Raw genomic sequence first — 19,982 nt, 5'->3', positions numbered from 1 at the left:
TTTACGGTAACCTAAATTACACTATCCGTCAAGATTAATAACTCATATTTCTGAAAATTGTTACATCATTTCACTAAACGATACTCCAACTGAATTTCATGTAAAATTGGGATATTATCATATCCCATACGTGGAATTTCTTTCTTTATTTTTCGTGCCTCCTCTACCGCATTCACATATAAATTAGTCATTACAAAATTACGTTTTTGGTAAAATCGTAACGCATTCATATTATCATTTGTTGTAATAAGCCAAACCTGTCTGCACCGTTCTTCTTCTGCAACTTGTAATACACAATCCACAAGTTTCGTCCCTATTCCTTTTCTTTCTTCAAAGCTATCTAGCGATACAATTTCGCATATATTTCCGGTCACTTCATACGTTATAATTCCGATTATTCTGTCATCTGAGAGCGCAACAAATCCTGGCAACTCTTCTAACTGATGTTCCTTACCACGTGAAACCATCAATGAACTTCCCCAGTTCTCACACATGAACATTCGGATTGTTTCTTTCATCGCTGGCGTAATTTTTTGTATATGCAGCATTTCCTATTTCTCCCCTTTTATATCATTGTGATACAATATAAGTGTATCACATGTAACGGTATTTGGAGGATGAGGTAAAGTATGAAACGTTTTTTTGCAGCACTGTTTACTATACTAGGTGCAATAACTGCCCTTGGGATTTTCTTTACAAATAAAGTGATGTACTTAAAGAAAAAAACAGAGGAAGAAGTACTCGAAAGAGAAACGAAAAAACATTTTCGTATAGAGGATTTTGATGCTCTTCATAAAGAAGAAATTCATATCCCTTCACAATTCGGATACGACCTTCACGGATATTACATTCCTGCTGGTCATTCCACCAATAAGTTTATGGTTTTTTGCCACGGTGTAACTGTAAATAAAATAAACTCTGTAAAATATGCAAACTTATTCTTAAAAAGGGGATATAACGTCCTCATTTACGATCATCGTCGTCATGGTAAAACTGGCGGAAAAACAACAAGCTATGGATACTATGAAAAACATGATTTAAAATCCGTAGTTGACTGGCTAAAAAACCGTTTTGGCACCAATATTACACTTGGTATTCATGGTGAATCTATGGGAGCTGCAACACTTCTTCAATACGCAGGACTTGTAGAAGATGGTGCTGATTTCTATATTGCAGATTGTCCTTTCTCTGATTTTCAAGGACAATTACAGCACCGTTTAAAGGTTGAATTCCATTTACCAAAATGGCCTTTATTACCTTTAGCAAACGCATTTTTGAAAGTTCGTGACGGTTATACAATTCGTGAAGTTTCACCAATCGACTGTATAAAAAACATTAACAATCCCGTTCTCTTTATTCATAGTAAAGATGACGACTATATTTTAGCTGATATGACAAAAGCATTATATGAAGCGAAAGAAAATAATAAGCAGCTTTATATTGCAGAACACGGTGCACACGCTTGCTCTTATAACGAAAATAAAGAAGAGTACGAAGCAGCCGTCGATCAATTTTTAAACACATATGTGAAAGAAACAAAAAACAGGCTTGCATAAGCCTGTTTTTTATTGCGCTAAAACGTCTGTAACTTGTTCCATATTTTCAGAAATCCATTGCATTGCATCATCTAACGTTGGGAATTCTGTCGTTTGAAATGTTACTTCATCTTGAAGTAACCAAACATCCTTTGCCTCTTGCCCTACACCTGCAATGGACCAATGTAACAAACTATATGGATGATTATCATTCAAAAATGATGCCCACGTGCGCTCATTTGCAATGTTTCGTAATGTATGTAATTGTTTATCCATCTCTCGTCACCTTACTCTAGTCAGTTATGAAAACTATTATAACACTCTCTTCTTTCTCAAACAAAGTGCTCTTTTTATATTGTCAAGCACTTCCCTTGATTATATGATGAAATTAAGCGTTTGGGAAGGAGGGATAACGTTGGCAAAAGTACAAATTAAAGTAAATGATAATGGCTCTTTTCGCGTTACAGGGGACGTGGAATTAGTCGACTCACAAGGGAATGTATTCCCAGCAAAACCGGCATTTTCTTTATGCCGTTGTGGTTTATCAAAAAATATGCCTTATTGCGACGCTTCGCATAAAGGTAAATTCGAATCTGTTGTTAGAGCACCAGAGGCAGAATAATTTTACATGTGACATGCACATTTTTTTGTGCATGTTTTTTCTTTTTAGCAACTCCGTTATATCCCTTCTCCTTACAACATTTCTAATACTTTTATTTCCATTCCAGCCTGCATATATTTTCACACAATTCTTCACATTCGAATATTTTTTACTAGCCTTTTATTTTTTTTGTGCTATAATTTGAGCAAACAGCATCCTTCGGGGTCGGGTGAAATTCCCAACCGGCGGTGATGAAGTGAAAACTTCTAAGTCCGTGACCCGTTTTCAACTCGAAAACGGTGGATCTAGTGAAACTCTAGGGCCGACAGTATAGTCTGGATGGGAGAAGGATATGTTTCTAGTTTTTTATATAGTGAATACACTTTTATTTCAGTATGCATATTTTTAAAGATTCATTTTGATTCTTTATATATGTTTAATTTTCTATACTTATTTTTTATGCTGAAATAAAAAGAGACAACTAGCGTTTAAAAATTTGATATTTTGCTAGGTTTTTTCCTTATGCAGAAATATCAATTATCGTTAGGTTTCTTTCCTATGCTTTCGTATTCAAACTATATTTCTAGAAATCACGTCTCCCAAACCCCAAGGATATTAAATCCTTGGGGTTTTTTGATTTTTTTAGGAGAGGTGAAGAAAATGACAGATCAAGAATATATGAGGATTGCCCTGCAGTTAGCAAAAGGGACATCAGGACAAACAAGTCCAAATCCTATGGTTGGTGCTGTTGTTGTAAAAGATGGAAACATCGTTGGTATGGGGGCTCATTTACGAGCTGGTGAAGAACACGCAGAAGTTCATGCCCTTCAAATGGCTGGTCAGAACGCCAAAGACGCTACCGTTTATGTAACACTGGAACCGTGTAGCCACTTTGGAAAAACACCACCTTGTTGTGAATTGCTCATCGAAAAAGGAGTTAAGCGTGTTGTAATTGCTACTCTCGATTGTAATCCGCTCGTTTCTGGTAACGGAAAAAGAAGATTAGAGGAAGCTAGAATTGAAGTAACGACCGGTGTTCTTGAAGCAGAAGCAGTTTTATTAAATCGCTACTTTTTTCACTACATGAAAACGAAGCGCCCTTTTGTAACAATCAAAACAGCGATGAGCTTAGATGGAAAAACAGCAACTGTAACTGGTGAAAGTAAGTGGATTACAGGTGAAGAAGCACGTGCTGATGTTCACCAATATCGCCATACACATGATGCAATTCTTGTTGGAGTGAATACAGTTATAGCTGATAATCCTCATTTAACAACAAGAATTCCAAATGGTGGGAAACATCCTATTCGCGTTGTTTTAGATACCCATTTACGAACGCCACCATCTTCTCATGTTATAACAGATGGTTTAGCACCGACATGGATTATTGTCGGTAAGGATGTAAAGGAAGAGAAGATATCTTCTTATGAATCTAAAAATATAGCTATATTCCAAATGGAAACGAAACATATAGAAATCGAGGACCTTCTTTCCTTTCTTGGAGAGAAACAAATTCTTTCTCTATTCGTTGAAGGTGGCCAATCGATTCATGCAAGTTTCTTAAAAACAAACAATTTTAATGAAATTGTAACCTATATAAGTCCGAAATTAATTGGTGGGAAAGATGCTCCTACTTTATTTGGAGGAAATGGTTTTTCAAAATTACAAAATGCGCTTTCCTTGAAAATTCAAGAGATGAAACAAATTGGTGATGATATAAAAATCGTTGCGAATGCCCGAAACGAGGTGACGAAATGTTTACAGGAATTGTAGAAGAATTAGGAACGATAGCAAACATGCAACAAAGCGGAGAAGCGATGAAATTAACGATTCATGCAAAAAAAATTTTATCAGATGTTCACTTAGGTGATAGTATCGCGGTTAACGGTATTTGCTTAACTGTAACAAGCTTTACAACTACTTCATTTACAGTTGATGCAATGCCTGAAACGATGCAGTCGACATCACTTCGCATGCTTAAACCGCACTCTAAAGTAAATTTAGAGCGCGCAATGGCTGCAAACGGACGATTCGGTGGACATTTCGTTTCAGGACATATTGATGGAATCGGAACGATTTTAAATAAAAAACAACATTACAATGCCGTCTATTACAAAATAGCAATTTCTGATGAACTACTGCGCTATTGTTTGCAGAAAGGGTCCATTGCTGTTGATGGAACGAGTTTAACGATATTTGATATAGACGAATCTTCCATAACGATTTCACTCATCCCGCACACAGTAAGCGAATCTGTCATTGGAGCAAAAAATGCCGGAGATATCGTAAACATTGAGTGTGACATGATTGGTAAATATATTGAACGCTTTATTACTAAACCTACAAAACGAGTAGGTTCAATGACCGAAAGCTTTTTACAAGAAAACGGATTTCTATAAGGGGGAAGCACAATGTTTCATCGTATTGAAGAAGCTCTAGAAGATTTAAAAAAAGGTAAAGTCGTTATCGTATGTGATGATGAAAACCGAGAAAATGAAGGCGATTTTATTGCTTTAGCAGAGTACATTACACCAGAAACAATTAATTTTATGATTACACATGGCCGTGGTCTCGTTTGTGTACCGATTACGGAAGGGTACGCAGAACGTCTACAATTAGAACCAATGGTATCTCATAATACAGATTCACATCATACTGCGTTTACAGTGAGCATTGACCATGTCTCTACAACAACAGGGATTAGCGCTCACGAACGTGCAACTACGATACAAGAATTGTTAAACCCCGCATCAAAAGGTGCTGATTTCAATCGACCTGGACATATCTTTCCATTAATTGCGAAAGAAGGCGGTGTCCTGCGTCGTGCAGGTCATACAGAAGCTGCTGTTGATTTAGCAAAGCTATGCGGTGCCGAACCAGCTGGAGTTATTTGCGAGATTATAAATGAGGACGGCACGATGGCACGTGTACCTGATTTAATAGAATGCGCAAAACAATTTGATATAAAAATGATTACAATAGAAGATTTAATTGCTTACCGCCGCCATCATGAAACACTTGTGACGAGAGAAGTGGAAATTACATTACCTACAGATTTCGGTACTTTCCACGCAATTGGCTATTCTAACTCATTAGATACGAAAGAACATATCGCACTTGTAAAAGGTGATATTTCAACAGGTGAACCGGTACTTGTACGTGTTCATTCTGAATGCTTAACAGGAGATGTATTCGGTTCACATCGCTGCGATTGCGGACCACAACTCCATGCAGCACTTGCTCAAATTGAGCGTGAAGGAAAAGGTGTTCTTCTTTATATGAGGCAAGAAGGAAGAGGCATTGGGCTTCTTAATAAGCTTCGTGCTTATAAATTACAAGAAGAAGGATTTGATACTGTAGAAGCAAATGAAAAACTCGGCTTCCCTGCTGATCTTCGTGATTACGGTATCGGTGCTCAAATATTAAAAGATTTAGGTTTACAGAGTTTACGATTATTAACGAATAACCCAAGAAAAATTGCTGGCTTACAAGGTTACGATTTAGAAGTAGTCGAGCGTGTACCGTTGCAAATGCCAGCAAAAGAAGAGAATAAATCGTATTTACAAACGAAAGTAAACAAATTAGGACACTTACTAAACTTATAATTAAAGGAGAGATTTATTATGGTATTCGAAGGTCATTTAGTTGGTACAGGATTAAAAGTTGGAGTTGTTGTTGGACGTTTTAACGAATTTATTACAAGTAAGTTACTTGGCGGCGCTTTAGACGGATTAAAGCGTCACGGTGTAGAAGAAAATGATATTGATGTTGCTTGGGTTCCTGGTGCATTTGAAATTCCTTTAATCGCTAAAAAGATGGCTAGTAGCGGAAAGTATGATGCTGTTATTACATTAGGTACTGTAATCCGAGGTGCTACAACTCACTACGATTACGTTTGTAATGAAGTAGCAAAAGGTGTTGCGTCTTTATCACTACAAATGGACATCCCAGTTATTTTCGGCGTATTAACGACAGAAACAATTGAACAAGCGATTGAACGCGCAGGTACGAAAGCTGGTAATAAAGGATATGAATCAGCTGTTGCTGCAATTGAAATGGCTCACTTATCAAAACAATGGGCATAAAAAAAGAGGCTGCGGCCTCTTTTTATTTTTTCACCTTTTTTTGTACATCTTTTATTAATTCATTCATCGTTTTTCCTTCTGTTTTTATATGAAGAGCTTGTGCCGTTCTCCATACATTCTCTCTTTTTTTCGCTTCTTCTATAATAGTAATTTCTTTTCTAACTTCCTTTAAATCTTTTCCTTCCGTTTTCAATCCAAAATGTTCAGCTTTCGTTCGAAAGTGTTGTTCGATTCTTTGTTGCATTTCTTTTTGTTCAGGATTTTCAGCAGCCTTAACTGGATCAGAACTTATTGCTTTTATTAAAATTAAACAAGTCATAATCGCTAATATGTATTTGTACATGTAAAATCCTCCAACCCAATATAAATTACATATTTACTATGTACAACTAGGGCTTGGAAAATTCGTCCACAAAAATTCTTTTTTTCGCTTAAAAACCAATAATATCAAGCGTTTACAACTATTTATTACATTTTATTTACAAAAAAAGCAAACCCTTTTACAAGTTTGCTTTTTCATCTATCTTATAATGCACATTCTTCAATCTCAAATCCTAAATCTGCAATCATACCCCAGTCCGCAGTCGGCTCTTGTCCAGCTGTCGTTAAGTAGTCCCCGACAAAAATAGAGTTTGCTGCAAATAAACCGATTGGCTGTACAGAACGTAAATTGATTTCACGTCCTCCTGAAATACGAATTTCTTTTGTTGGGTTTACAAAACGCATCATTGCCAGTACTTTTAAACATTCTACTGGAGTTAACTCTTTTTGTCCTTCAAGAGGTGTCCCCTTTACAGCAACAAGGAAATTACAAGGGATAGAATCTGCATCTATACGTTGTAATTCAAATGCAATTTCAGCACGCTCTTCAATTGTTTCTCCCATGCCAAAAATCGCTCCCGAGCATGGGGAAATGCCCGCTTGTTTTGCTTTTTGAACTGTATCAACACGATCATCATACGTATGAGTTGAACAAATACTATCGTAATTATTTGCATGTGTATTTAAGTTGTGGTTATAACGATGCACGCCTGCTTCCGCTAAACGTCCTGCTTGATCTTCATTTAAGAAACCTAAACAACAACAAATCTTCAAGTCTGTCGTTTCACGAATTTCCTTAACTGCTCCAATTACGTGATTTACCTCTTTATCCGTCGGACGACGACCAGACGCTACAATACAATATGTACCTGCTTTACGGCGTATTGCTTCATGTGCCCCTTCTACAATCTTCTCCTGCGTTAACCATGCATATTTATCAATCGGTGCTTCTGAAATAATAGACTGTGAGCAATATCCACAATCTTCAGGACATAATCCAGATTTCGTATTAATAATCATATTCAATTTTACTTTCTTACCAAAGTGATGATGGCGAATAATGTAAGCCGCATTCATAATTTCTAAAACTTCGGTATCATCAGCTTCTAATATCGCTATTGCATCTTCTTTCGTAATTATCTTCTCTTCCACTACGTCGTATGCAAGTTTTTTCCAATCCCTTTTTGTTTGTACTTGTTTCATTTCATCTCTTCCCCTCTTTTGTTATATGTATAAATAAAGCATGATACGTTGCCATTATCCCTTCATTTCCCGTGAAGTCTCTTTCGTATATGCGTAGCATCGCACGAAAGAGTGAGGGACTTTGACAATATGATCCTTCATTGCTATTAGTTGCTCCTACTTTTCGAATAGAATGCAGAAACTCCTTAACTTCTGTAAAACTCTCTATGTAACATGTTTCAGAAACATGCACATCCCCTGTTTCTATCTTACATATATGAAGCAACTGATCTTTTGAATAAAAACGTTGACCAATCGATGTTTCATTTTTTATATTTCTTTCTTCTTTCGCACGTTGGAACGAAGCATGCAATTCTTGAAACGTTTCATGTCCAAACGTTGAAAAGAGTAATATCCCATCTATAGACAAATGTTGAAATAAATTTCTTAACACTTGTTGTAAATTATTTAACCATTGAAATGTAGCATTTGAAATAATGACATCATATGATTCTTCTAATCGTAATCGCTCAATATCTTCACAGTGAAACGTTACATTTTTTACATTTTGTCTAGTTTGCGCAATCGCAATCATACTTTCAGCAAAATCAACTGCTGTAATATGTGCTTTCGGAAATAACTTTGATAATTGCTCTGTTACATACCCCGTCCCGCATCCCAGTTCTAAAATACGTATTGATGCCGTTTCACTATATCGTTCCTTTAAGATTGAAAGTAATGAATGTGCCATCTTTTTTTGTACATTTGCATATCGATCGTAAGATACGGCTGCCCCATTAAACCGTTTTTGTAGTAACGTTTTGTTGATCATGTCGTATCCCCTCTACAAATTGAATTATCTCATTTGCGCAATATTCAAAATTTGTCACACATAATGCATGCCCTGCTTCACTTACTACTTTCAGCTCGCTGCTGCTATTTTCCGTCATACTACGTGCCGCAGACAATGGGCATATTACATCCTGTTCTCCGTGAATAAGTAGTATAGGTACTTTAATTTCTTTTAGTTCTTCTCTCATATCTGTTTCTATTAAATAATCCAAACCTAGTTGTAAAGACTGAATAGAATCACCTTTAAAACGGTCTACAATGTCTTCAAAGTTTTTATTCTCTTTTAGCTCATCTTTCGTAAACATATTTTCATAAAACCGCTTGAGCGTATCTTCTTTCCTTCTCGCCAAATTCCTTTTCAGCCGTTCTACATGCAAAGCATTCCATCCGTTACTGTAATCGCTCGTATTTGTAAATTTAGCAGTACCACCAATTAATACGATGCCTTTTGCCTGAATCTTTTTATAAGCTTCAACTGCTGCTAACGCTCCTAGTGACCATCCAACCAATATTACGTTGTCATTATGCGCTACATCTATAATTCGTTCCGCAAATTCACTTCGTTCTTTCACATTACGCCAATCTATGCATTGAACAGAATATCCTTTAAAATACGGAAGTACTAAATCCCAAATATTCTCTTCCATTCCCCATCCGGGGATAAAAATAATCTTTAGCTCATTCATACGAAAAGCTCCTCTTCTTTCGCAATGTGGATAATTCGGTCAATAGCCCATTTTAAATCAGCTATTGTATGTTGCGATGTAACTGCAAAGCGAATTCGAGAACTATGAACCGGCACAGTTGGCGGACGAATTGCAATAGCCGCAATCCCTGCCTCTTGCAACCTTTTACTAAACCGTAAAGCATGTTCATTTGAACCGACTACAATCGGTACAATATGAGTTGAACTATTCCCAATATCAAAACCAGCATCCCTTAATTTAGTTCTGAAGTATTCTCCGTTTGCTATAAGGTTCTCTCTTCTTTCGTTATCTTCTTTTACAATTTCAATTGCTTTTTGCACCGCTCCTAACGTACTTGGTGGTAAAGCTGTAGTAAAAATAAAGCTTCTCATCATATTTTGTAAATACTCTATATAAATTTCATCACCTGTCAAATACGCACCATAACACCCTAAAGCCTTGCTAAACGTCCCCATATGTATATCAATTTTTTGAGCAAGATTTTTTTCTATATGAGATAACCCAGCTCCGCCGATTCCATATATTCCACTCGCATGTGCTTCATCGACTATAATGATTGCCCCGTATTTCTCTTTCAGCTGTACTAAATCTCTCAAATACGCAGTATCACCATCCATACTAAAAACGGTATCTGTTACGATTAATTTCCTTTTTTCAGGCGAAGCCATTTTCAACAACTTCTCTAAATGATCCAAATCATTATGACGATACCTTTTATGCTCTGCCCCGCTTAATATGATTCCATCAACAATACTTGCGTGATTTAACTTATCACTAAAAACAATATCGTGCCGAGAGGCTAAAGAAGATATGGCACCTATATTTGCCGTATATCCACTATTTACAATTAAAGCTCTTTCAGTACCTTTCCAGTCACATATGCTTCTCTCAACCTCTTCATATAATGGATGATTTCCTACAACGAGACGAGAGGCAGTCGCTCCAGTTCCATATCTTTTTGTACAGGCAATAGCAGCTTCTTTTAACCTTTCATCTCCAGCTAACCCTAAATAATTATTTGACGCTAAATTTAACATCCTTTTTTTATCTCGAATAAGCCAAGTCTCTTCTGCCTTCTCTGTTACATATAAATCACGATACTGCCCTTGCTCATGTAATTGTTGTAATTTAGATTGAAGGTGCGCCCGCCACGTTTGATTCATTTTGGATAAACTCCTCTAATTTTGAAATCATAATATGTTCTTTTGCAGATTCTAATACTTCTTCTTTCGTAAACTCACCTGCAAAGAATGGCAATAATCCTAAAACTGGTACCCCGCTCAGCTCTTCAATCATCTCTTTATTTTCTTGCACTCTTTCCATTTCACATTCTTTGCAACCTGATAAAATGACACCCACTACGGTTAAACCATGCGCCTTTGCGTAAGCAATCGTTAACACTGTATGATTTACTGTTCCTAATGTAGGACGAGCTACTACAATAAGAGGCAACTGTAATTCTTTTGCAAAATCAATTACTAAAGCATCTTCTGTATATGGGACAGCAAGCCCACCTGCCCCTTCTACAAATAAGCTATTAAACTCTTTTAATAGTTCATTATAGTAATCAGTAATTTCTTTTAACTTTACTACTCTTCCAGCTCTTTTCATGGCAAGTCTCGGAGCAAGTGGTTCTTCAATAGAATAAGGGCAAATTTCATTTTCTGGTGTCGGTACACCTGATAATGCTTTTAACCTTGCCGCATCTCCCTCAGGGTTTGATGCAACATGCCCACTTTGCAACGGTTTATATACTCCGATGTTATATCCCAATTCTCTAAATACACCGGCTAATGCACCGGCAACGACAGTTTTCCCCACTTCAGTATCTGTTGCTGTTATAAAAAAACCACTCATTATTCTCCCTCCGTAACATCCGAGATTGCCTTATATAAAATGCGTAACATATCATCAATCTCTTCAAAAGTAGAAGCAAGTGGTGGCATAAATACAATCGTGTTACCTAGCGGTCGTAAAATCATACCCAGCTCTCTTGAGCGTTTACATACTTGAACACCGACTCTTTCTGTCCAGTCAAACGCTTCTTTCGTTTTCTTATTCTTCACAAGCTCAATACCAACCATTAATCCGCACTGACGAATATCACCTACATGTTTATACGCAAAGAGCTTTTCTAATTGCGCTGTCACATAATCCGTTTTACGTGCCACTTCTTCTATTAAATTTGTTTTTTCATATAGTTCTAGATTCGCGATTGCTACGGCACACCCTAACGGATTGCCTGTGTAGCTATGTCCATGGAAAAATGTTTTTTGTTCTTCATATTCTCCTAAGAAGGCATTATATATTTCATCTGTCGTTACCGTAACTGCAATTGGTAAATATCCACCTGTTAAACCTTTCCCAGCAGTTAAAATGTCTGGCGTCACATTTTCATGTTCACAAGCAAACATTTTCCCTGTACGCCCAAATCCAGTTGCTACCTCATCTGTAATAAATAATACATTGTACTTAGTACATAAATCGCGCAGTCCTTTTAAATATCCTTTTGGCATTGTAATCATCCCGCCAGCACCTTGCATTAATGGCTCTACAATGATGGCAGCTACTTCTTCATGCTTTTCTTTCAACAATTCTTCCATTTCTTCTAAATGGCTTTTTACAATTTCCTCCTTATTATTTCCGTAAGGAGAACGATATGTATATGGATACGGCATTTTAATCGCATCAAATAAGAGCGAACTATACACTTGGTGAAACAAGTCTATTGCTCCTACTGAAACAGCTCCAATTGTATCACCGTGATATGCTTCTTTTAATGTAACGAATCTTTGTTTCTTTGGTTTCCCTTTATGCTGCCAATATTGGAAAGCCATCTTAATTGCAATTTCAACAGCGGTAGAACCTGAATCAGAATAGAATACCTTCTTCAATCCATCTGGTACAACCTCAATAATTTTTTCTGCTAATAAAATAGATGGAACGTTAGCAAGTCCTAGCATAGTAGAATGAGCAATTTTATTTAATTGCTCACGAATTGCTTCATCTAATTCCGGTACTTGATGTCCGTGAACATTTAACCATATAGATGAAACACCATCCCAATATTCATTACCATTTACATCGTATAGCTTTCTTCCCTCTCCACGTTCAATAATGACAGGATCTTCTTCTAAATAATCTTTCATTTGTGTAAATGGGTGCCATACGTAAGCTTTATTTTTCTCTGCTAATTCTTCATATGTATAAGATGATTTTTCAATCGTTTTACTATTTATTGTCACAATTGCCACCCCTAATGTTAACTTGTTTACAAATAAAGTTAACATTAAATCTGAATGACTGTCAATTATTTTAAAATCAAATAGTTCTTAAAAAAGAACAACTTATCATACGATAAGTTGTTCTACTTTCCATGCTGTATCTTTCCAATTTCTAAAATAATTTCTTCATCTTTTTTTCCCTCTGTATTAATTCCAAGCTGCTTCGCATGCTCAATTAATAAATCATGACGCTGCTCAAATCTAGCGGTATTTACTTCTTTCGTAACCTCTTCTTTTGTTTTCCCCTCAGTAGAAACTCCTAGTTTTTCTGCTGCTTTTTCCATTGATTTCTTCTCTTCTATTTCTTTTACTTTCTTCACTTCTGACTGTTGTATTTGCTTTTGTTTCAACTGCTCTGATTCAGCCGCAAAAACTGTGTAAATTCCAGCACTTCCTCCAATAACTAATAAAGTGGTAAAAAGAATTATTTTTTTCTTCACTCTTTCCTCCCCCTTTCAAATTCATTATAACGTACATTTTTACAGCGTTAAAAACAATTATCCTTTATTTCCCTAAAAAAACATTTAATATTTTTATTGACATGTAAGATGAAAATATGATAAAAATTTAACTAACATCATATGAATCGGCGTTGATAGGATTTAGTAGTATTTCGATTTCTGATTTCAGAGAGCTGGTGGTCGGTGCGAACCAGTACAGAGCGAATTATGAATTACCCCCTGGAGCTTCTTTTACGAAACGTGAGGAGTAGTGAAAGACGGTTATAGACCGTTATGTCTAAAGAGTGGTGAAACGAAACTGTTTCACAATTTAGGGTGGTACCGCGAATTTTTCGTCCCTGCATATATTGCAGGGGCGTTTTTATTTTATAAGCGCATATCATATGACCCTTTATTTTGTGATACATTCATTTCACAAGCTAGGGTGGTACCGCGATTTCTTCGTCCCTGCATAATTATATGCAGGGACGTTTTTTTATCCAATCATTTCCGTATCATATAGAAGGACTAACAATTACCGGTAATTTGTCACAAAATTCTAAATTTTAGAAGGAAATATACAATATTGGCGAATTTTATATAAAAAAGAGCTATTTCATATTACTTAGGAGGGGAAAACAATGGTTTCAAAAATTGAGTCTGTTCTTTTAACAATTTTTATCTTTTTCTGTATTGGTTTTAGTGTTATTCAATTAGAAGTTTCACCACACATCCCAATTTTATTTGGTATCGTTCTTTTATTAGCATTTGGATTCTTGAAGAAAATCTCTTGGTCTACTATGGAGAAAGGGATGATTAGTAGTATTTCAGCTGGTATTCCATCTATATTTATTTTCTTACTTGTAGGCGTATTAATTAGCGTTTGGATCGCAGCTGGAACTATTCCTACTTTAATGGTATACGGCTTCCAACTTGTATCTCCAAAAATTTTCGTTCCAACTGTTTTTGTTGTTTGTGCAATTGTTGGAACGAGTATCGGTAGTGCTTTTACAACTGCTGCAACTGTAGGACTTGCTTTTATGGGAATGGGTACTGCCCTTGGATACGATCCAGCTCTTATTGCTGGTGCAATTATTTCTGGTGCATTCTTCGGAGATAAAATGTCTCCTTTATCTGATACAACAAACTTAGCGCCTGCTGTAACAGGTGTAGATTTATTTGAACATATTCGTAACATGCTTTGGACAACAGTGCCAGCTTTCATTATTGCATTTATCGCATTTTTCATTTTAGGAAGCGGATCTGGTGGAAACGTTGATTTCTCAGCATTTATTAACACACTAGAAAAAAATGCAACGATTTCTATCGTTACACTGATTCCTATTTTATTACTGTTCCTATTCGCATTTAAAAAGGTACCCGCAGTTCCAACATTACTTGCAGGAATTGTGGTAGGGATTATTATTCTCTTTATTTTTAAACCTAGCACTTCTTTAGCTGATTTAATAAAAATTATGCAAGACGGTTACGTTTCTAAAACTGGTATCAAAGACATTGACAGCTTATTATCTCGCGGTGGCCTGCAAAGTATGATGATGTCAATTGCTCTTATTTTCCTAGCTCTTTGTATGGGAGGATTATTACAAGGAATGGGTATTATAGCGCAGCTGATGAATATTATCTCTAGCTTCGTAAAAACTAGTACACGCTTAATTATTTCTACTGCTTCAACTGCAATTGGTGTAAACTTCTTACTTGGTGAGCAGTACTTATCCATCGTTTTAACAGGACAAGCATTCGCTAATAAATACGATGAAGTCGGTTTAGAACGTCGTAATTTATCACGAGTATTAGAAGATGCTGGTACAGTAATTAATCCACTCGTACCATGGGGTGTCAGTGGCGTATTCTTAACAAACGTTCTTAGCGTTCCAACATTCGATTACTTGCCATACGCAATCTTCTGTTTAGCGTGTCCAGTCGTAACCATTATCGTCGGCTTTACTGGATTCGGTCTTTCATGGAAAAAAGAAAAAGCAGTACCAGTTTCATAATATAACAAAAAGGATTACCAAATCGGTAATCCTTTTTATATTTCTCGACTATCTATTCGCTTTCTTTCTTCTAAATAACATAAGTAATCCCGCTCCAACAAACGCAAGACCAGCTCCAATTGTAGAAGCAATACTTGCACCTGTTTTCGGTAAATCACGTTCATCTTTTTCAGCTTCTTTATTTTCACTTACAGTTGTTGTTGTTTCTTTTGTATTTTGATCATCTGTTGTAGTTTGTCCAGATCCAGTATTGTTTCCATCTTGCTTTGGTTCATTACCATTATTACCTTCTTCTGTTGGTGGTGTTGGGTTTTCTCCATTACCTGTTGGCGGTGTCGTCGGATTTTCTCCACCAGTTTCTTTATCATCATTCTTCTTCGTTATATCAATTGCATATTTAGCAAATTCATTTTCAGATGGTCCAACATATGAAATCTTTCCATCTTTCTTTATATACTCTTTTGCTTTTGGTGAAGAATCAAATGTTGTAATTAATTTATCTGCAACAATCGGTTTAAACGTCCAATTTTGATCTGCTGTCGGGTTAATAACTGGCGTTTCTTGCATATACTTTACAATAATTTGACGTGTTTCATCTTGCGATTGATATACAACTTCCCCTTTACTTACACCCGGGAACGTCTGGCTACTTCCACGATAATTATTTGTAGCAACGATGAACTCTTGATCATCAGCTACTAGTTTACCTTCATATGTCATATTTACAATACGATTCGTATTTGCATTTACAACTTTTCCATCTTTATCGTATTTCGCCGGTTGTGTTACATCAATTTCGTATTTTAAGCCATCTAAAATATCGAAGTTATATGTAGGATAGCCTATATTTACTAATGGCTGTTCTTCTGTTTTCTTTGGATCAATTGTATTAAACTGACCTGCAGACATTTCAAGCCATTCTTTCACTTGTGCCCCATTTACTTTTACAGCATATAACGTATTTGGATATACGTATAAATCTGCAACGTTTTTAATTGCTAACGTTCCAGCTGGAATATCAGTATAATATGCAGCACCGTTTCGGCCACCTGCTTTAAATGGTGCACCTGCAGATAAAACCGGAATATCTTTAATCTTTTCGTACTCTGGTTTTTTAAGTTCTTGTTCTACATACCATTTTTGCGCATTTGTCACAATTTGTACGGAAGGATCATCTTGTACTAATGAAAAATAACTATTAATTGGTGCTTTCGTTTCACCTACAGGTGTATTTACATATTCGATTGTCTTTTCATGTTCATCTTTAATTTCATTAACTAATTTTTGATCAGATTCTACTAACGGATTACCTTTACTATCAGCAATCTTACGAAGTGCTGGCTTAGATTGATTCTTTTTTTGTACTTCCCATTTTCCGTTTACCTTTTTCAATTGCATATCAATAATACCTAAGTTACTGCCAAAAACGCCAGGCATTACAACTGGAACACCATTAAATATATCCTGCACTTCAGTATGTGAATGTCCCATTAATACTGCATCTACGTCAGGAACCTCTGTTAAATAATACGACGCGTTTTCCATACCAACGTTGTATCCACTTTTATCAACACCGGAATGAGCTAGTGCAACGATAACATCTGCACCTTCTGCTTTCATTTTTGGTACCATTTTCTTCGCTGTTTCAACTATATCTTTCGCTTTAACTTGTCCTTCTAAATTCGCTTTATCCCAATTCATAATTTGTGGTGGAACAAATCCCATTACACCAATTTTCACTATTTGTTTTTGGCCTGCTTCATCCACTACTTCTTTCTCTAAAATATGATATGGTCTATCAAAGTAATGCTCGTCATTCTCATCATTACCATCATGGTCATCTATGTAGACATTCGAGTTAATAACCGGAATTTTTGTTTTACTAGTCACTTCCTTTAAATAATCTAAACCATAGTTAAATTCATGATTCCCAAGAGAGATGACGTCATACTTCATTAAATTCATTACACGATATAATGGATGGACATAGTTAGGATCAACAGGATTCTTCGGATCTTTATCTTTTATTTTATTCGCTACGTAATCCCCAAGCGGTGTCCCTTGTAATGCATCCCCATCATCAAATAGGACAGAGTTCTTCACTTCTTCACGTGCTTTATTAACGAGTGTTGCCGTTTGTACGAGACCTACTTTATTATCTGTTTTCGTTTGATAATAATCGTAATTCATTAAGTTAACGTGAATATCTGATGTTTCTAGAATTCGTAATTTAACTGTACTCTCCCCAGTGTTCTCATCTGCATGAGCTGTTGCTGGCATTACTTGCGGTGCTATAACACCAATCGCAAGAGTTGCTCCAGCTAGCATTTTTTTTGACTTTTTCACAAAAAATCCCCCTTATACAATTACCAGAAATAATGAAATGAATCCCTATCTGTCTCTAACCACATACCTTTTTTCTTCTATTAGAGACACAATTTTCATTTCACCCTGCGCTAACGAGTAGTCCCCTTAAACGCCCGATTGATGAAGACTAACAATTAATAGGAAATAAAGCTCCCACTCATTAAAGTTTCACCTTATCTGACATTATCATATATAAAGTTCTTTCCTATCGTCAATATTTTTTGACAAACTTCAACAAATTTTCTGTAAAGTTATTATAAACTTTTCATAAACATATAATATGCCCTTACATTGCTAATACTGCTGAATATGATACAATTACCAATTACAAGGAGGATGAATTTATGAAAAAAGTCATCTTAACAATTGTTTGTCTCCTCCTTCTGATCATTTCTTATTCTTATTTTGAAAAGAACGACGAGACAAAACAAAATGAATCTGAAGAAAAAACAGAAAAAACATCTGCCCCAAATTGGATTGATAAGCAAACAAACGAATCTTTTTATCAGCTTGTATTAGGTGATTCACTCGCTAAAGGATATGGATCGACACAAGGTGGGTTTGCTGAATTAGCTTCTAAGCAAATAGAAGCACAAATTCACAAACCAATTACAGTAGAAAACCTTGGGGTAAACGGTCTTACAACAGATCGTCTCGCTAAAAAAGTTCAATCAGAAGATGTAAAGGAAAAAATTAGAGCAGCAAATATAATTACAATTAATATTGGAGGAAATAATTTATTTCGTTTAAATCGTGATGTCGGTGTTATAGATGGTATAAAAATGTTAAATAAAGAAAAAGCCCATTTTGAAGCGGATATAAAAAGTATTGTAAAGACAGTTCGAGATCAAAATCCGGATGCTTTACTCATTCTCTCAGAACTCTATAACCCGTTACAACTCGATGACTCCATCGCAAGTTATGCAGATATGTTTTTAGATGGCTGGAATGAATCTGTTTATTCCATTTCCAAAGCAAATCAACCATCTATCGTTTTACCAATTCGCAAATTAATATCGAATGATAAAAAAGAGTTATTATTTGACCAAGTACACCCAAATGATAACGGCTATGCAATTATTGCCAATACATTTACAAAGCAAGTGTTATCCTACAAATATTAAAGCGACCATGAAACAATTCTATTTTTATAACATGTCTTTTTTGTTACAATGATAGTGGAAGGGGGCCTTTATATGGAATCACGCGAGTGGGAACGTATTGTTGATCATCTTCTTTCGCTAGTGCCTCTTTTTTATCGCAAATTTATGCTTCCTGGAGAATTTTCTTCTCAAAGACATATGCCGCCATCACATACACAAGTATTACTGCTTTTGCATGAAAACGGCACATTAGCAGTTTCCGAAATCGGCAAGCGGCTAGCGATTTCACGGCCTAACATGACACCTCTATTAAACAAACTTATTCAAGAAGAACTAATAGAGCGTCATTATAGCGAAAAAGATCGACGGGTCATTTTAATTTCCCTAACAGCTGAAGGGAAATTATTAGTAAATCAGTATCAGCAATTCATTTTAGACAAACTAAAAGAAAATTTCCAAACATTATCTGAGGAAGAGCGCGAAAAGCTCATTCATTCTCTTCAAACCATTCAAAATTTAATTTTGAAAACAAACGTATAAAGCTGCTTCTAAATAGAAGCAGCTTTATGATTCGTAATAGTTACCATAGTATACATTGGAATATGGCCATGTTGTTAAATATGGTTTTTTTTCCTGTGTAGGCTGTTGTTGTGGTATTTGTGGTATTTGTGATAATTGCTGTAATTGTTGTTGCCGATATAATTCGTATTGTCTACTCGTATCATAAACCGGATAATAATTTACATATGGATATACTTGAGGTACGTAATAATAATACATTATCCTCTCCTCCTTTTTCTTAAACATATTCAAAGGAGAAAATGAATGTGACATTGTTTATAATTGTACAAGTGGTTCTCTCACTCGTTTCTTCCTTTTCTTCAAGCGTAACTTACGGTTCTTTTCGTATAAATAATGCACAACGAAATACGAAATGAGACCAAACACAACTCCTAAAATCGTCATTCCAATTAATACATACACTTCACTTTGTAATAAGCTCTTTAATATCGTAAAAATGTGACTTGAAAACAAGTCCGATATCTTAAATGGTTCATGATGAATTTTCTGTACATGAAATGGATAAATCATTTTTCCTAGCGTATACGCAAGCGGAAATAAAAATACTGGGAGAAACGATATTTTCCCAATAATATTGCCAATAACTGCCGCAGGAAAAGATCCCTTTGCTAACCTGACGATTGGATAAAATATTACATATACGAGCGATGCCGTATAAATGACTAACATTTCTAAGCCGAATCCTATAGCAAACCCTAATGATACTTTCTTTGCGCCTTCTGGCGATCGAAGCAACTTATAATATTGAAACTTTAATATTCTCCATATCCGCTGAAAAAACGAATATGTTTTCTTAGTTGTTTTCACCCTCATCATCTCTTTAACTATATTTTTATATGTAGTATGTCCTTACACACTCTGAAAAACAAATTTAGTTTTCTCTTTTATTATAAATGATATCGAAATGG

At 35.8% G+C, this 19,982-nt stretch carries 22 protein-coding genes, 1 riboswitch and 1 other annotated feature; of the genes, 9 read left to right on the top strand and 13 right to left on the bottom strand.

Annotated features, from left to right (window positions below; genetic code table 11):
• Positions 1–65 precede the first annotated feature (65 nt).
• Positions 66–548: a GNAT family N-acetyltransferase gene (locus tag IQ781_RS22580; protein ID WP_000902429.1), complete on the bottom strand. Its 483-nt coding sequence runs from the start codon at positions 546–548 to the stop codon at positions 66–68.
• An 81-nt stretch (positions 549–629) separates the two neighbouring features.
• On the opposite strand from IQ781_RS22580, the gene IQ781_RS22575 reads away from it, so the two are divergent.
• Positions 630–1,556 carry an alpha/beta hydrolase gene (locus IQ781_RS22575; protein ID WP_000819235.1) on the top strand — a complete coding sequence of 309 codons (927 nt, stop codon included), beginning with the start codon at positions 630–632 and terminating at the stop codon, positions 1,554–1,556.
• Positions 1,557–1,565: 9 nt separating this feature from the next.
• On the opposite strand, the gene IQ781_RS22570 is transcribed toward IQ781_RS22575, so the two are convergent.
• Positions 1,566–1,811, bottom strand: coding sequence for a DUF2552 family protein (locus tag IQ781_RS22570; protein ID WP_000360793.1), 246 nt, complete (start codon positions 1,809–1,811; stop codon positions 1,566–1,568).
• Between the two features lie 139 nt (positions 1,812–1,950).
• On the opposite strand from IQ781_RS22570, the gene IQ781_RS22565 reads away from it, so the two are divergent.
• From IQ781_RS22565 to ribH, 5 genes are all read left to right on the top strand, one after another.
• On the top strand, positions 1,951–2,157 hold the full coding sequence (locus tag IQ781_RS22565) for a CDGSH iron-sulfur domain-containing protein (protein WP_001151582.1): 207 nt from the start codon (positions 1,951–1,953) through the stop codon (positions 2,155–2,157).
• A 190-nt stretch (positions 2,158–2,347) separates the two neighbouring features.
• Positions 2,348–2,491, top strand: a riboswitch (FMN riboswitch).
• A 305-nt stretch (positions 2,492–2,796) separates the two neighbouring features.
• Positions 2,797–3,909, top strand: coding sequence for a bifunctional diaminohydroxyphosphoribosylaminopyrimidine deaminase/5-amino-6-(5-phosphoribosylamino)uracil reductase RibD (gene ribD, locus IQ781_RS22560; RefSeq protein ID WP_139846711.1), 1,113 nt, complete (start codon positions 2,797–2,799; stop codon positions 3,907–3,909).
• Positions 3,891–4,535, top strand: a complete 645-nt coding sequence (ribE, locus tag IQ781_RS22555; protein ID WP_000493908.1) for a riboflavin synthase subunit alpha — start codon at positions 3,891–3,893, stop codon at positions 4,533–4,535. The genes ribD and ribE overlap by 19 nt, the downstream gene beginning before the upstream one ends.
• A gap of 12 nt (positions 4,536–4,547) precedes the next feature.
• Positions 4,548–5,741 carry a bifunctional 3,4-dihydroxy-2-butanone 4-phosphate synthase/GTP cyclohydrolase II gene (gene ribBA, locus IQ781_RS22550; RefSeq protein WP_000468976.1) on the top strand — a complete coding sequence of 398 codons (1,194 nt, stop codon included), beginning with the start codon at positions 4,548–4,550 and terminating at the stop codon, positions 5,739–5,741.
• An 18-nt stretch (positions 5,742–5,759) separates the two neighbouring features.
• Positions 5,760–6,221, top strand: a complete 462-nt coding sequence (gene ribH / locus IQ781_RS22545) for a 6,7-dimethyl-8-ribityllumazine synthase (protein ID WP_000230895.1) — start codon at positions 5,760–5,762, stop codon at positions 6,219–6,221.
• A gap of 22 nt (positions 6,222–6,243) precedes the next feature.
• On the opposite strand, the gene IQ781_RS22540 is transcribed toward ribH, so the two are convergent.
• The 8 genes from IQ781_RS22540 to IQ781_RS22505 all read right to left on the bottom strand — a co-directional run bounded on the left by IQ781_RS22540 (position 6,244) and on the right by IQ781_RS22505 (position 13,007).
• Entirely contained in the window at positions 6,244–6,564 is a 321-nt protein-coding gene (locus IQ781_RS22540) for a hypothetical protein (protein ID WP_000280032.1), read from the bottom strand.
• Positions 6,565–6,746: 182 nt separating this feature from the next.
• Positions 6,747–7,745: a biotin synthase gene (bioB, locus tag IQ781_RS22535; protein ID WP_139846710.1), complete on the bottom strand. Its 999-nt coding sequence runs from the start codon at positions 7,743–7,745 to the stop codon at positions 6,747–6,749.
• A gap of 1 nt (position 7,746) precedes the next feature.
• Complete coding sequence (gene bioC, locus IQ781_RS22530; protein ID WP_000608911.1) at positions 7,747–8,556, bottom strand: malonyl-ACP O-methyltransferase BioC; 810 nt, start codon at positions 8,554–8,556, stop codon at positions 7,747–7,749.
• The gene (locus IQ781_RS22525) at positions 8,522–9,262 is read right to left on the bottom strand and encodes an alpha/beta fold hydrolase (protein ID WP_001004172.1); all 741 of its coding nucleotides are present in this window, start codon (positions 9,260–9,262) and stop codon (positions 8,522–8,524) included. Before IQ781_RS22525 ends, bioC begins: the two co-directional genes overlap by 35 nt.
• Positions 9,259–10,446, bottom strand: coding sequence for an 8-amino-7-oxononanoate synthase (bioF, locus tag IQ781_RS22520; RefSeq protein ID WP_001077294.1), 1,188 nt, complete (start codon positions 10,444–10,446; stop codon positions 9,259–9,261). The genes IQ781_RS22525 and bioF overlap by 4 nt, the downstream gene beginning before the upstream one ends.
• Positions 10,412–11,140, bottom strand: a complete 729-nt coding sequence (gene bioD, locus IQ781_RS22515; RefSeq protein WP_000012495.1) for a dethiobiotin synthase — start codon at positions 11,138–11,140, stop codon at positions 10,412–10,414. The genes bioF and bioD overlap by 35 nt, the downstream gene beginning before the upstream one ends.
• Entirely contained in the window at positions 11,140–12,573 is a 1,434-nt protein-coding gene (bioA, locus tag IQ781_RS22510; protein WP_139846709.1) for an adenosylmethionine--8-amino-7-oxononanoate transaminase, read from the bottom strand. Before bioA ends, bioD begins: the two co-directional genes overlap by 1 nt.
• A gap of 77 nt (positions 12,574–12,650) precedes the next feature.
• On the bottom strand, positions 12,651–13,007 hold the full coding sequence (locus tag IQ781_RS22505) for a hypothetical protein (protein WP_139846708.1): 357 nt from the start codon (positions 13,005–13,007) through the stop codon (positions 12,651–12,653).
• Between the two features lie 143 nt (positions 13,008–13,150).
• Positions 13,151–13,371: a binding site (T-box leader), on the top strand.
• A gap of 277 nt (positions 13,372–13,648) precedes the next feature.
• On the opposite strand from IQ781_RS22505, the gene nhaC reads away from it, so the two are divergent.
• Positions 13,649–15,022: a Na+/H+ antiporter NhaC gene (nhaC, locus tag IQ781_RS22500; RefSeq protein ID WP_000253730.1), complete on the top strand. Its 1,374-nt coding sequence runs from the start codon at positions 13,649–13,651 to the stop codon at positions 15,020–15,022.
• Between the two features lie 48 nt (positions 15,023–15,070).
• Here the strand turns inward: nhaC and cpdB are convergent, their stop codons facing one another.
• The gene (gene cpdB / locus IQ781_RS22495) at positions 15,071–17,368 is read right to left on the bottom strand and encodes a bifunctional 2',3'-cyclic-nucleotide 2'-phosphodiesterase/3'-nucleotidase (RefSeq protein WP_139846707.1); all 2,298 of its coding nucleotides are present in this window, start codon (positions 17,366–17,368) and stop codon (positions 15,071–15,073) included.
• Between the two features lie 365 nt (positions 17,369–17,733).
• Here cpdB and IQ781_RS22490 point away from each other — a divergent pair, with 365 nt between their 5' ends.
• Both IQ781_RS22490 and IQ781_RS22485 read left to right on the top strand, forming a co-directional pair.
• Positions 17,734–18,513 (top strand): GDSL-type esterase/lipase family protein, encoded by a 780-nt coding sequence (locus IQ781_RS22490; protein ID WP_242808159.1) that lies wholly within the window; start codon positions 17,734–17,736, stop codon positions 18,511–18,513.
• Between the two features lie 72 nt (positions 18,514–18,585).
• Positions 18,586–19,032 carry a MarR family winged helix-turn-helix transcriptional regulator gene (locus tag IQ781_RS22485; RefSeq protein WP_000445819.1) on the top strand — a complete coding sequence of 149 codons (447 nt, stop codon included), beginning with the start codon at positions 18,586–18,588 and terminating at the stop codon, positions 19,030–19,032.
• A gap of 24 nt (positions 19,033–19,056) precedes the next feature.
• On the opposite strand, the gene IQ781_RS22480 is transcribed toward IQ781_RS22485, so the two are convergent.
• On the bottom strand, positions 19,057–19,272 hold the full coding sequence (locus tag IQ781_RS22480; RefSeq protein ID WP_000291955.1) for a hypothetical protein: 216 nt from the start codon (positions 19,270–19,272) through the stop codon (positions 19,057–19,059).
• Positions 19,273–19,329: 57 nt separating this feature from the next.
• A complete protein-coding gene (locus IQ781_RS22475) occupies positions 19,330–19,890 on the bottom strand; it encodes a DUF2062 domain-containing protein (RefSeq protein ID WP_050252208.1) in 561 nt (186 codons plus the stop codon).
• Positions 19,891–19,982 lie beyond the last annotated feature (92 nt).

It is taken from the genome of Bacillus sp. N447-1, from assembly GCF_022701035.1.
GTDB classification, from domain to species: domain Bacteria; phylum Bacillota; class Bacilli; order Bacillales; family Bacillaceae_G; genus Bacillus_A; species Bacillus_A cereus.
This window is presented reverse-complemented; position numbering and strand designations above follow the sequence as displayed.

What these genes read in the sequence shown, in the direction of transcription:
- IQ781_RS22580 (WP_000902429.1), bottom strand. Translation starts at nt 548, where the DNA reads ATGCTGCATATACAAAAAATTACGCCAGCGATGAAAGAAACAATCCGA.
- IQ781_RS22575 (WP_000819235.1), top strand. Translation starts at nt 630, where the DNA reads ATGAAACGTTTTTTTGCAGCACTGTTTACTATACTAGGTGCAATAACT.
- IQ781_RS22570 (WP_000360793.1), bottom strand. Translation starts at nt 1,811, where the DNA reads ATGGATAAACAATTACATACATTACGAAACATTGCAAATGAGCGCACG.
- ribD (WP_139846711.1), top strand. Translation starts at nt 2,797, where the DNA reads ATGACAGATCAAGAATATATGAGGATTGCCCTGCAGTTAGCAAAAGGG.
- ribE (WP_000493908.1), top strand. Translation starts at nt 3,891, where the DNA reads ATGTTTACAGGAATTGTAGAAGAATTAGGAACGATAGCAAACATGCAA.
- ribBA (WP_000468976.1), top strand. Translation starts at nt 4,548, where the DNA reads ATGTTTCATCGTATTGAAGAAGCTCTAGAAGATTTAAAAAAAGGTAAA.
- ribH (WP_000230895.1), top strand. Translation starts at nt 5,760, where the DNA reads ATGGTATTCGAAGGTCATTTAGTTGGTACAGGATTAAAAGTTGGAGTT.
- IQ781_RS22540 (WP_000280032.1), bottom strand. Translation starts at nt 6,564, where the DNA reads ATGTACAAATACATATTAGCGATTATGACTTGTTTAATTTTAATAAAA.
- bioB (WP_139846710.1), bottom strand. Translation starts at nt 7,745, where the DNA reads ATGAAACAAGTACAAACAAAAAGGGATTGGAAAAAACTTGCATACGAC.
- bioC (WP_000608911.1), bottom strand. Translation starts at nt 8,556, where the DNA reads ATGATCAACAAAACGTTACTACAAAAACGGTTTAATGGGGCAGCCGTA.
- IQ781_RS22525 (WP_001004172.1), bottom strand. Translation starts at nt 9,262, where the DNA reads ATGAATGAGCTAAAGATTATTTTTATCCCCGGATGGGGAATGGAAGAG.
- bioF (WP_001077294.1), bottom strand. Translation starts at nt 10,446, where the DNA reads ATGAATCAAACGTGGCGGGCGCACCTTCAATCTAAATTACAACAATTA.
- bioD (WP_000012495.1), bottom strand. Translation starts at nt 11,140, where the DNA reads ATGAGTGGTTTTTTTATAACAGCAACAGATACTGAAGTGGGGAAAACT.
- bioA (WP_139846709.1), bottom strand. Translation starts at nt 12,573, where the DNA reads ATGTTAACTTTATTTGTAAACAAGTTAACATTAGGGGTGGCAATTGTG.
- nhaC (WP_000253730.1), top strand. Translation starts at nt 13,649, where the DNA reads ATGGTTTCAAAAATTGAGTCTGTTCTTTTAACAATTTTTATCTTTTTC.
- IQ781_RS22490 (WP_242808159.1), top strand. Translation starts at nt 17,734, where the DNA reads ATGAAAAAAGTCATCTTAACAATTGTTTGTCTCCTCCTTCTGATCATT.
- IQ781_RS22485 (WP_000445819.1), top strand. Translation starts at nt 18,586, where the DNA reads ATGGAATCACGCGAGTGGGAACGTATTGTTGATCATCTTCTTTCGCTA.
- IQ781_RS22480 (WP_000291955.1), bottom strand. Translation starts at nt 19,272, where the DNA reads ATGTATTATTATTACGTACCTCAAGTATATCCATATGTAAATTATTAT.
- IQ781_RS22475 (WP_050252208.1), bottom strand. Translation starts at nt 19,890, where the DNA reads ATGATGAGGGTGAAAACAACTAAGAAAACATATTCGTTTTTTCAGCGG.